This window comes from Clostridium sp. HV4-5-A1G, assembly GCF_900184915.1.
Lineage (GTDB): Bacteria > Bacillota > Clostridia > Clostridiales > Clostridiaceae > Clostridium_B > Clostridium_B aromativorans.
The window spans coordinates 18508-28348 of the sequence record NZ_FXYI02000023.1 but is presented as its reverse complement, the minus strand read 5'-3'; the positions used below and the strand labels follow the sequence as shown (position 1 = coordinate 28348).

10 protein-coding genes are annotated in these 9841 nt (G+C 33.3%); all 10 read left to right on the top strand.

The annotated features are described in order from the left end of the window. The first annotated feature begins 133 nt into the window (after window positions 1-133). The 10 genes from J5G60_RS04470 (at window position 134) to J5G60_RS04425 (ending at window position 9841) form a co-directional block, all read left to right on the top strand. Window positions 134-832, top strand: coding sequence for a response regulator (locus J5G60_RS04470; protein WP_150355957.1), 699 nt, complete (start codon window positions 134-136; stop codon window positions 830-832). Window positions 833-937: 105 nt separating this feature from the next. After that, window positions 938-1159: a helix-turn-helix domain-containing protein gene (locus tag J5G60_RS04465; RefSeq protein WP_150355958.1), complete on the top strand. Its 222-nt coding sequence runs from the start codon at window positions 938-940 to the stop codon at window positions 1157-1159. Between the two features lie 210 nt (window positions 1160-1369). After that, window positions 1370-1696, top strand: a complete 327-nt coding sequence (locus J5G60_RS04460; protein ID WP_150355959.1) for a DUF3870 domain-containing protein — start codon at window positions 1370-1372, stop codon at window positions 1694-1696. Between the two features lie 118 nt (window positions 1697-1814). Next, window positions 1815-2894: a dipeptide epimerase gene (locus J5G60_RS04455; RefSeq protein WP_150355960.1), complete on the top strand. Its 1080-nt coding sequence runs from the start codon at window positions 1815-1817 to the stop codon at window positions 2892-2894. Between the two features lie 40 nt (window positions 2895-2934). Then, window positions 2935-4443: a glutamate/gamma-aminobutyrate family transporter YjeM gene (yjeM, locus tag J5G60_RS04450; protein WP_150355961.1), complete on the top strand. Its 1509-nt coding sequence runs from the start codon at window positions 2935-2937 to the stop codon at window positions 4441-4443. Between the two features lie 3 nt (window positions 4444-4446). Beyond that, the gene (locus tag J5G60_RS04445; protein ID WP_150355962.1) at window positions 4447-5223 is read left to right on the top strand and encodes a serine hydrolase; all 777 of its coding nucleotides are present in this window, start codon (window positions 4447-4449) and stop codon (window positions 5221-5223) included. Between the two features lie 123 nt (window positions 5224-5346). After that, window positions 5347-6267, top strand: coding sequence for a ribonuclease Z (locus J5G60_RS04440; RefSeq protein WP_150355963.1), 921 nt, complete (start codon window positions 5347-5349; stop codon window positions 6265-6267). Window positions 6268-6379: 112 nt separating this feature from the next. Next, window positions 6380-7552, top strand: a complete 1173-nt coding sequence (locus tag J5G60_RS04435; RefSeq protein ID WP_150355964.1) for a PDDEXK nuclease domain-containing protein — start codon at window positions 6380-6382, stop codon at window positions 7550-7552. Between the two features lie 123 nt (window positions 7553-7675). Next, window positions 7676-9127, top strand: a complete 1452-nt coding sequence (locus J5G60_RS04430) for an MDR family MFS transporter (RefSeq protein ID WP_150355965.1) — start codon at window positions 7676-7678, stop codon at window positions 9125-9127. Between the two features lie 126 nt (window positions 9128-9253). Further along, window positions 9254-9841, top strand: a complete 588-nt coding sequence (locus J5G60_RS04425; RefSeq protein WP_150355966.1) for a serine/threonine protein kinase — start codon at window positions 9254-9256, stop codon at window positions 9839-9841.

The window sequence follows — 9841 nt, the reverse complement described above, 5'->3', positions numbered from 1 at the left end:
GCAATTATGGAATTGGGAGAATCCCCACAGAAAAGCACAGATGCTTTCTCATCTATACTAAAATATAAAAAATAAATAAGTTTATAGCAGTCATTTAACTGACTATAAACTTATTATACGAGGAGAATGACAGGTGGATAATAAACCGTATATTCTAGTAGTTGAAGATGACAAAATTATAAGAAGATTCATAACTACGTCACTGTCAGCTCAAAATTACAAGTACATTGAAACGGATAAGGGAAATGAGGCTGTGGCTCTTTCCATGTCAAATAATCCGGATCTCATAATACTTGATCTTGGCCTTCCGGATATTGATGGAATTGAAGTTATATCTAGAATAAGGGAATGGTCAAAAGTTCCCATTATAATTGTTTCCGCTAGAGAAAATGAAAGACAGAAGGTTGAAGCACTGGACAGAGGAGCAGATGATTATCTGACAAAACCTTTTGGAATAGGAGAGCTGCTTGCCAGGATTCGCGTGTCATTGAGACACAGTGGTATGAACAGTGTTCAGGGAAAAAAGATGAAGGAATTTAGAGTTAAGGATCTGTATATTGATTTTGAAAAAAGAAAAGTGGTTGCAGCAGGCAAAAATATACATCTGACTCCTACGGAATTCAAAATAATGGAACTTTTATGCAGATATTCAGGCAAAGTGCTGACCCATAATTTTATTATAAACGAAATTTGGGGATCCGTTCTGGGCAGTGAAACCCAATCTCTCAGAGTATTTATGGCAAATTTGAGAAGAAAACTTGAAAAAGATCCTATACGACCTGAATATATATATACGGAAGTTGGAGTTGGTTACAGGCTTGTTGAGCAATAAATATGAAGCAAATTAACAATTAAATAACAAAACCCCGCTGTAAATTTTTATAAAAAAGGAATATAATTTAAAAAGAGAAGTCAATATTAAATAGGGGGTTTTCTTATGTTAAACGGAAAAAAAATTCGTGATATAAGGGTAGGCTTAGGATATACTACCTTAGATATTCAAAATCTTACTAAGGATACCAGTTTTGAAACTTCAATTTCAAAATCTTATTTAGAAGAACTGGAGAGGGGAGATAAGAAAAATCCAAGTCTTGACAAAGTTTCAGTAATAGCAAAAGTACTTGGCTGTAAGGTTGACGACTTAATATTGAGTGCATGATGGCTAGAAACTTCTCATAAATTTATTTGAATATTTTCAGAAATTTAAACAAAGAAAACAGAGCAGTTATAAAGTTGTATAGGAGATTTTATAACTGCCTTTTATATTTTAATCTGTATTTTATTGTTAATTGACTTTTCCCAATATTTATTCTATAATATGGATAATAATTAGTAATTATTTATATTCTTACATAATTGAGATGATTTCATGTATGAGAAAAATACGGTATATGTAGTGGGCAATGCCAAAACAAATACCGACAATGCCATTACACTCAGATTTAATTCATTTTATATAGGTTTTGTAGTGGATTTAAAAACAGATAGGATAATTGATTCGAGTTCATCTTCTACACTGAGGACTACAGATGAATTTATAAAATCCCTTTTGATGGGCAGAAGCCTTAAAACCTTTGATGATAAGTTGAAGGAAGAGGTTATAAAGCGATATCACGGCTCTTCTCAAAAGGCTATTATTGTAGCCTACAAAGATGGAGTCAAAAAATATAATGAAATGAAGAAAAGATATTTTTGATTTACTGTTTTATTTATGGTAAATGAGTTATCCTTATTTTAAAGTAAATGAAAGCCAGTAAAAGCAACAATGTGTGCTTTTGCTGGCTTTTTTGTATTATTTCAAGGAGGTATTTTAAATGAAAATACAAGATCTAAAAATAAAAAAGATATCCGTTCCACTTAAAACTCCCTTTAAAACAGCACTTCGCACTGTGGAAAAGGTAGAAGATGTTATAGTTGAAATATATACGGATACGGGGAATACAGGCTTTGGGGAGGCTCCGCCTACAGGAGTAATAACCGGTGATACTGCTGGAGCTATAATGGGAGCCATAGAGGATCACATAAAAAAAGCTATTGTAGGTATGGATATAGAAAACTTTGAAGCTGTAATACGGAAATTGAATGGGTGTATTATAAAAAACACCAGTGCAAAAGCTGCAGTGGACATAGCTCTTTACGATTTATACGGGCAGCTGTATAGAGCACCGTTGTATAAACTTTTGGGAGGATTTAGGAAAGAGATAAGTACAGATATAACGATAAGTGTAAACGATATTGAAAAAATGGTAAAAGATAGTTTGGATGCTGTAAAAAGGGGATACAAAACCTTAAAAATAAAAGTCGGAGAGAATTCTGAAAAAGATCTGGAAAGAATGAAAGCTATAAGACAAGCTGTAGGATATGATATTGACCTTAGAATAGATGCAAACCAGGGATGGAAACCCAAGGAAGCTGTAAAAGTATTGAGAAAAATGGAAGATGCAGAGCTCGATCTTGAATTTGTAGAACAGCCTGTTATAGCACAGGATATCGAGGGGCTAAAATTCGTCACAGATAATGTGTCCATTCCGGTTTTGGCAGATGAAAGCATGTTTTCACCAAGAGATGCTCTAAATATATTGCAGAAGAGGGCAGCGGATATGATAAATATAAAACTTATGAAAACAGGTGGAATATACAATGCGCTGAAAATATGCTCTTTAGCGGAGATATATGGGGTTGAATGTATGATAGGATGCATGCTTGAGGCAAAAGTAAGTGTGACAGCTGCAGTTCATTTGGCCTGTGCAAAAAGTATCATAACTAGGATTGATTTGGATGGCCCTGTCTTGTGCAGTGAAGATCCTGTAAGTGGAGGGGCAGTATTTAATGAAAGCAAGATAACTCTTACAGATAAACCTGGACTTGGCATAGAGTCCATAAATTATAAATAGGTTAAAATATTATATTTAATAAATTTTGGGAGGGGAAAAAATGGCTACGAGTAATTCAAAAAAATTGACACTTATAGCACTGATTTTAATGATTTTTACAGAGGTTTTCGGTTTTGCCAATATGCCCAGAGCATTTCTTCTCATGGGGTATTCTTCTATTCCATGGTATATAATATCAGGAATAGCATTTTTTATTCCATATTCATTTATGATGGCCGAATTTGGTTCTGCCTTTAAAAATGAAAGAGGTGGTATTTACTCTTGGATGAATAGATCCGTAGGACCTAAATACGCTTTTGAAGCAACATTTATGTGGTATGCTTCATATGTTGTCCTTATAGTTGATATGTGTTCGCTTATATGGATTCCACTTTCAAATTTAATATTTGGCAGAGATATAACAGCCACATGGGGGTTCTGGGGACTTAAATCCACTCAGGTTATAGGAATTTTCAGTATTATTTTTATAGTAACCATGACATTTATAGCTACCAAGGGACTGAAAAATATTTCAAAAGTTACTTCAGTTGGAGGTACTGCAGTTATGCTTCTAAATGTTCTCTTGATCATAGGTGCTCTGATTGTTCTTGCGGCAAACCATGGACAACTTGCACAACCTCTTAGTTTTACAGTATCTCCAAATCCTAAATATCACAGCACTCTTTCAATTTTATCTTTTATAGTTTTTGCCATATTTGCCTATGGAGGAATTGAAGTTGTAGCAGGGCTTGTAGATCAGACCGAAAAACCCGAAAAAAATTTCTCAAAGGGTATGATTATATCTGCGATAGTAATAACATTGGGCTATTCCATAGGTATATTTATGTGTGGAATCTTTACAAACTGGAAACAGGTACTTTCAAATCCAGATGTTCATTTGGCCAATGTTGCATATGTCATAATGCAGAATTTGGGTTATCAGCTTGGTATCAGTCTGAATTTAAGTCAGTCTGCAGCACTTTCATTAGGTGCCTGGGTAGCAAGATTTGTTGGCCTATCCATGTTCCTGGCATTGACGGGAAGCATTATAACACTGTTGTATGGCCCGCTTAAGCAGATAATAGAAGGTACTCCAAAAGGACTGTTCCCTGAAAAAATGACTGAGATAAAAGATGACATGCCCAAAAATGCAATGTGGATACAGTGTATTATAGTTGTTTTGCTTTTAGGACTGCTTACAGTTGGAGGGGAAGGTGCATCCAAGTTTTTTAACATAGTTGTAAGTATGACAAATGTGGCGTTGACAATTCCCTATATGTTTATAGCAGGAGCTTTTGTACCTTTTAAAAGGAAAAAGGAAATCAACAAGCCCTTTGTAATTTTTAAGAGCCATAGATCATCTCTGATCTGGGAAATAATTGTTGTATTTACTATAGGTTTTGCAAATTTGTTTACCATAATTACACCGGCATTTCAAGGTGATATGCAAAGCACCATATGGATGGCTGTAGGCCCTATATTTTTCTCTATTGTGGCATTTATAATGTATTCCAATTATGAAAAAAAGAATAAAATTTCAAAACAAAAAGTAGAAAGTCAGGAGGAATAAAGAATGCTGTATGAACAAATGCTAAGTGCAATGGATTTTAAAAAATTGAATTGTGCATTTATGGTGGAAAATCTTAAGACAGGAGAAAAAGCTGCCTATAATGAAAAAGTGGTTGTACCTTCTGCAAGCCTTATAAAAATACCTATAATGATGGAAGTATTTAAACAAGTTAAGGAGGGCAAACTTTCACTTAAGCAGAGAATAACAGTAGAAAATGATGTAAAAGTACCTTTTAGCATACTCAATCTTTTGGAAAGCGGCAGCAGTTATACTTTAAAGGATATAATAACTTTGATGATAATTCAAAGCGATAATACTGCAGCAAACATATTGATAGATCTTGCAGGCATGGATAATGTAAATGATTATATCAAAAGTTTAAAAATCAAAGATACGACGCTTCAGAGAAAAATGATGGATTCGTTGGCTAGAAAAGAGGGAAGAGAAAATAAAACAACTGCCTCAGATATGGTAAAATTTTTTGAAATCATCTATAGAGGTGAGAAGTCTGGAGAACCTTACAGTATTATGATGAAAGACATATTGATAAATCAGCTGGATAATAGTGTTATGAGGCTTGATGTTCCAGATGAAACTACTATTGCCCACAAGACGGGAGATTTGGATGGAATAAGCTATGATGTGGGCATAGTGTATCTTCCTAATGTGGATTATATTTTCTGCGGGCTTACCTGGAATGCTGTCACCAATAATTTTGCAAGGAAGACAATTGGAAGAATTTCCAGGATAGCTTATGATTATTTTATATCACTACAATAAGATTTAATCTAATAACTGGCTGCTGTTAAAAAGAAGCCAGTTATTAATATTTAAAGAATATGGGAAATTAATTTGAATTTATGTTATTATGTTATATACTAAATTCAGGAAGAAGGTAGGCTTATGTTGGATTTATGTTTACTTGGATGTGGAGGAAGTATGCCGGTCCCGGGCAGATACCTTACTTCAATGATAGTTTCCTATAAGGGAAGAAAACTTCTTATAGATTGTGGTGAAGGTACACAGCTGAGCTTGAAAATTTTAGGGTGGAAAATAAAGAATATAGATGTTATTTTATTTACACATTTTCATGCAGATCATATAGCAGGATTGCCGGGGCTGTTACTTACAATAGCTAATTCAGGAAGGACGGAACCCATTAGCATAATAGGACCTGAGGGCCTTTTGAAAGTGATAAATGGACTTAGGGTTATAGCACCCGTGCTTCCGTATAAAATGAATCTGATTGAACTTTATGGAAAGGGCAGCTGTTATAAAAAAATAGGAGACTTTAATATAAATATATTATCGGTAGATCACGGTATACCCTGTCTTGCATATTCTTTAGATATAGTTAGAAATAGAAAGTTTGACAGAGAAAAAGCTATTAAAAATAAAATACCCAGGAGATTTTGGAGTAAACTTCAAAAAGGGGAGGTTGTAAGGAATAAGGACTATATATACACTCCAGACATGGTGCTTGGACATAAGAGAAGGGGACTAAAGATATCCTATTGTACGGATTCCAGGCCCGTCGAAGAACTGGTGAAATTTATTCAATATTCTAATGTGTTTATTTGTGAGGGGATGTACGGTGATGATGAAAGCATTGAGAAGGCCATTCGGTATAAACACATGGTATTTTCAGAAGCGGCACTTCTTGCCAGAAGGGCAGAAGTAGGGGAATTGTGGCTTACTCATTTCAGCCCTTCCATGCCTGAACCACAGCTGTATTTGGAAAATGCCAGAGAAATATTTGAAAATACTATAATAGGAGAAGACAGATATGTAAAAAGTATCAACTTCGAGGATTCACAAGAATAACTAAATGTAAAATAAATAGATTTAATCCTGTAGAAATATTGTATATTTTACCGTATAATAGAATATGTAATTATCAGAAATAAAATAATGCCAGTCCTGAGGTGATTTTACTGTGATAGAATATCATAAGGATATAGAAAGTTTACTGGAAAATTTGAAGGATGATGTGATTTCTTCAAAAAACAGCTCCCTGATGACTATTAATAAGAACATGTTTATGCTTTACTGGAAAATTGGAAATTTAATTTTAATGAGGCAAAACGAAGATTGTGAAGATGAGTTTATAAGTACTGCAGCTCAATATTTTAGAACTCAATTCCCAAATAATTTAGGTTTTTCAGAAAAAAATTTAAAAAATATGCTTAATTTTGCTGTGGAGTATGAGTCTCAGAATCTTGTACAAAATATAGCCTCTAAGATAAGCTGGTCTTGCAGCGTAGTTCTCATAGATAAGATAAGATATGCAGATAAAAGAATGGAGTATATGAATGAGGTTATAAAAAAAGGTTGGACCATGGAAAGATTAGTTAAGGAAATAGATCTACACTGTGGTATGGCAGGAAATGACGAAGAAGATACTCATGAAGAGAAAAAACAGGATGGAGAAGAACAGTTTTTTGAAAATAAAGATATTATTACATCAAAAGTGGACAACTTTTCCCAGAATGACGATAATGATAAAAAGGAAAGTATAAACGATTCACCTTTCATAAAAGATATAATTTCAAGTGAAGAGATGGATCAAACATCTAAAAATGAAGTGAAGGATTATTCTTTAATATTAAGGGATGAATATTTAATAGATTTCATGGGTTATTTAAATGAGGGAAAAAGAGAATATTTTCAGGAACAATTCATAAAGTGCACAATAGAATTTTTTTTAGGATTAAATTCTGGATTTGCATTAATTGGCAGCAGATACCATGTGGAATTTTCTGGAGGAGATTATTATATAGACTTACTTTTCTATAATTTAAAGCTGAAATGCTACATAGCAGTTGAATTGAAAATTGGAAAATTTAGGCCTGAATATATGGGCATTTTAACTTTTCATCTTTCCATATTGGATGAGTCAGTCAAAGGTAAAGATGATAGCAGTTCCATAGGCATAATTATCTGCAAGGATGATGAAAAATTAATTGTACAGTATGCTTTTAAGGATATGGAAAAACCTGAAGATGCCGAGTATAGGTTGAATGAAGATATCCCACCACAGCTTCAGGGAATGTTGCCTACAGTAGAGGAAATAGGCTGTGAAATTAGGGAGAGATTGAAATTTGTATAATTTTCAAGCAAGTATATTGATGTCAGGCTTCAGGTAAATGTATAAACCTGAAGTTTTTTTATCCGAATTAGCAAACTCCATCTAAACCTAGGAATTACTTGATTAAAGAAAGTAGGATTTAATATGGAATCAATGAAGAGAAATATAATTATTGCAACAATGGTGGCCATGTTTCTTGCAGCTGTAGAAGGGACTGTGGTAACTATTGCTGTTCCCACCATAATAGAAGATTTAAATGGATTTGCGCTCATAAGCTGGGTGTTTTCCAGCTATCTGCTTACCTCTGCTGTAACAACTCCTATATATGGTAAGCTGGCGGATCTGTATGGTAGAAAAAATACCTTGACAGCTGGAATAGCAATATTTTTAGTGGGAAGTTTTTTATGTGGACTTTCTCAGAATATATATTCACTTATAATGTTTAGAGCTCTGCAGGGAATTGGAGCAGGTTCCATATTTACGATTACATATACCATAGTGGGAGATGTATTTTCAATTTCGGAAAGGGCAAAGGTTCAAGGGTGGCTGAGTACGGTATGGGGTATAGCTAGTTTGATAGGTCCTTTTTTTGGAGGATTTTTAATAGATACTTTATCCTGGCACTGGATATTTTTTATAAATATACCATTTGGTGTAGTATCCATAGCTCTTATTCAAAAAAATCTTCAGGAGAATTTTGAAAAGAGAAAGAGAAAAATTGATTATCTCGGTGCTGTAATTTTGACAGCTGCCATTGTACTCCTTTTATATGGATTTTTAGCAGGAGGAGATGGTAAGAACGAAAATATAATTTTATCTGTGATATGCATAGTATTGTCTTTGATTTTTTTAATTCTTTTCTATTTTAAGGAGAAAAAATCAGAAGAACCCATTGTTCCCTTTGAAATATTTACAAGACTCAATATTATTGCAAATATTATAAGTTTTTTGGAATCTGCTTCATTAATGGCAATTGATGTTTATGTACCCTTGTACATTCAAAATGTACTGGGATTTGGAGCAACTATCTCGGGACTCTGTATGTCGCCTATGTCGTTTACATGGCTTTTATCTTCAATATTTTTGGCGAAATGTATAGAAAAATATAGAGAAAAATATATTATTTTGATATGTTCAATTATAGTACTTGTGGGCAGTGTACTGATGCCTGGATTTAATATTGATTCCTCTCTATTTTTAGTCATGCTGTGTGTATCTGTTCTAGGGTTTGGTTTTGGTGGAAATTTTACTACACTCACTATAGTAGTACAATCTTCTGTGGGTTATTTTATGAGAGGTGCTGCCACTGCATCCAACTCACTTTTGCGTAATTTAGGTCAAACTATAGGAATAAGTGTATTTGGAAGCATATTTAATTTGAATATACTGAGGTATTTTAACAATATGGGCATTTCGGGGATAGATTCAAACAACTTGTATTCCAATGCAGCTGTCCATATTAAAGTGCCTTTACAGCTTGTAAAGGAATCTTTGAATTCAAGTCTTTACGTAGTCTTTATAGGTGTTATTGTATTAAACGTGGTATCTTTACTTCTTTCTTTATTTTTACCGAAGGATTTTAAAAAATGTGATTAAAAATTTGAATCTAATAAAATGAAGCCGGAAAGATCTTTACTTTCTGGCTTTTTATTTAAGTTATTATCAAATTATTGCACTTAGGTTCATACAATATAATAATAGCAATTATAGAAAGGTTTGTTTATGGGCAAAAGAGATGGTTACTATATTGAACTGGATGAAATAGCTGAAAATATGCTAAGAGGTGCAAATTTTCTTGGCTGTGGTCATAATGGTATAGTTTATTTACTTGAAGATAATAAAGTCATTAAAATATTTAGAAATAAATATGTGTGTAAAAATGAGTATGATATATTGAAAAAAACAAGTAAAAGCAAGTATTTTCCTGAAGTATATTTTCACGGGGATTACTATATTGTGAGAAGTTATATAAGTGGAGAAAGGCTTGATTATTATATTAAGCAGAATGGATTGAATAAGGAGATAGCAGTAAATATAATTCAGCTCATAAAAGAATTTAAAAAATTAGGATTCACCAAATTGGATATAAGATGCAAGGATTTATATTTAGATGATGATTTTTCTATAAAAGTGATAGATCCAAAAAATAATTATTCCAAGAATTGCGATTATCCTCGACATCTTATGAAGGGATTGAGCAAATTGGGGGTACTTGATAATTTTCTAGAGATTGTAAAGAAAGAGTACAGTGAGGATTATGGAAAATGGAATTTCAAGATACGGAGATACTTAAGAAGAGGGATAAAATAG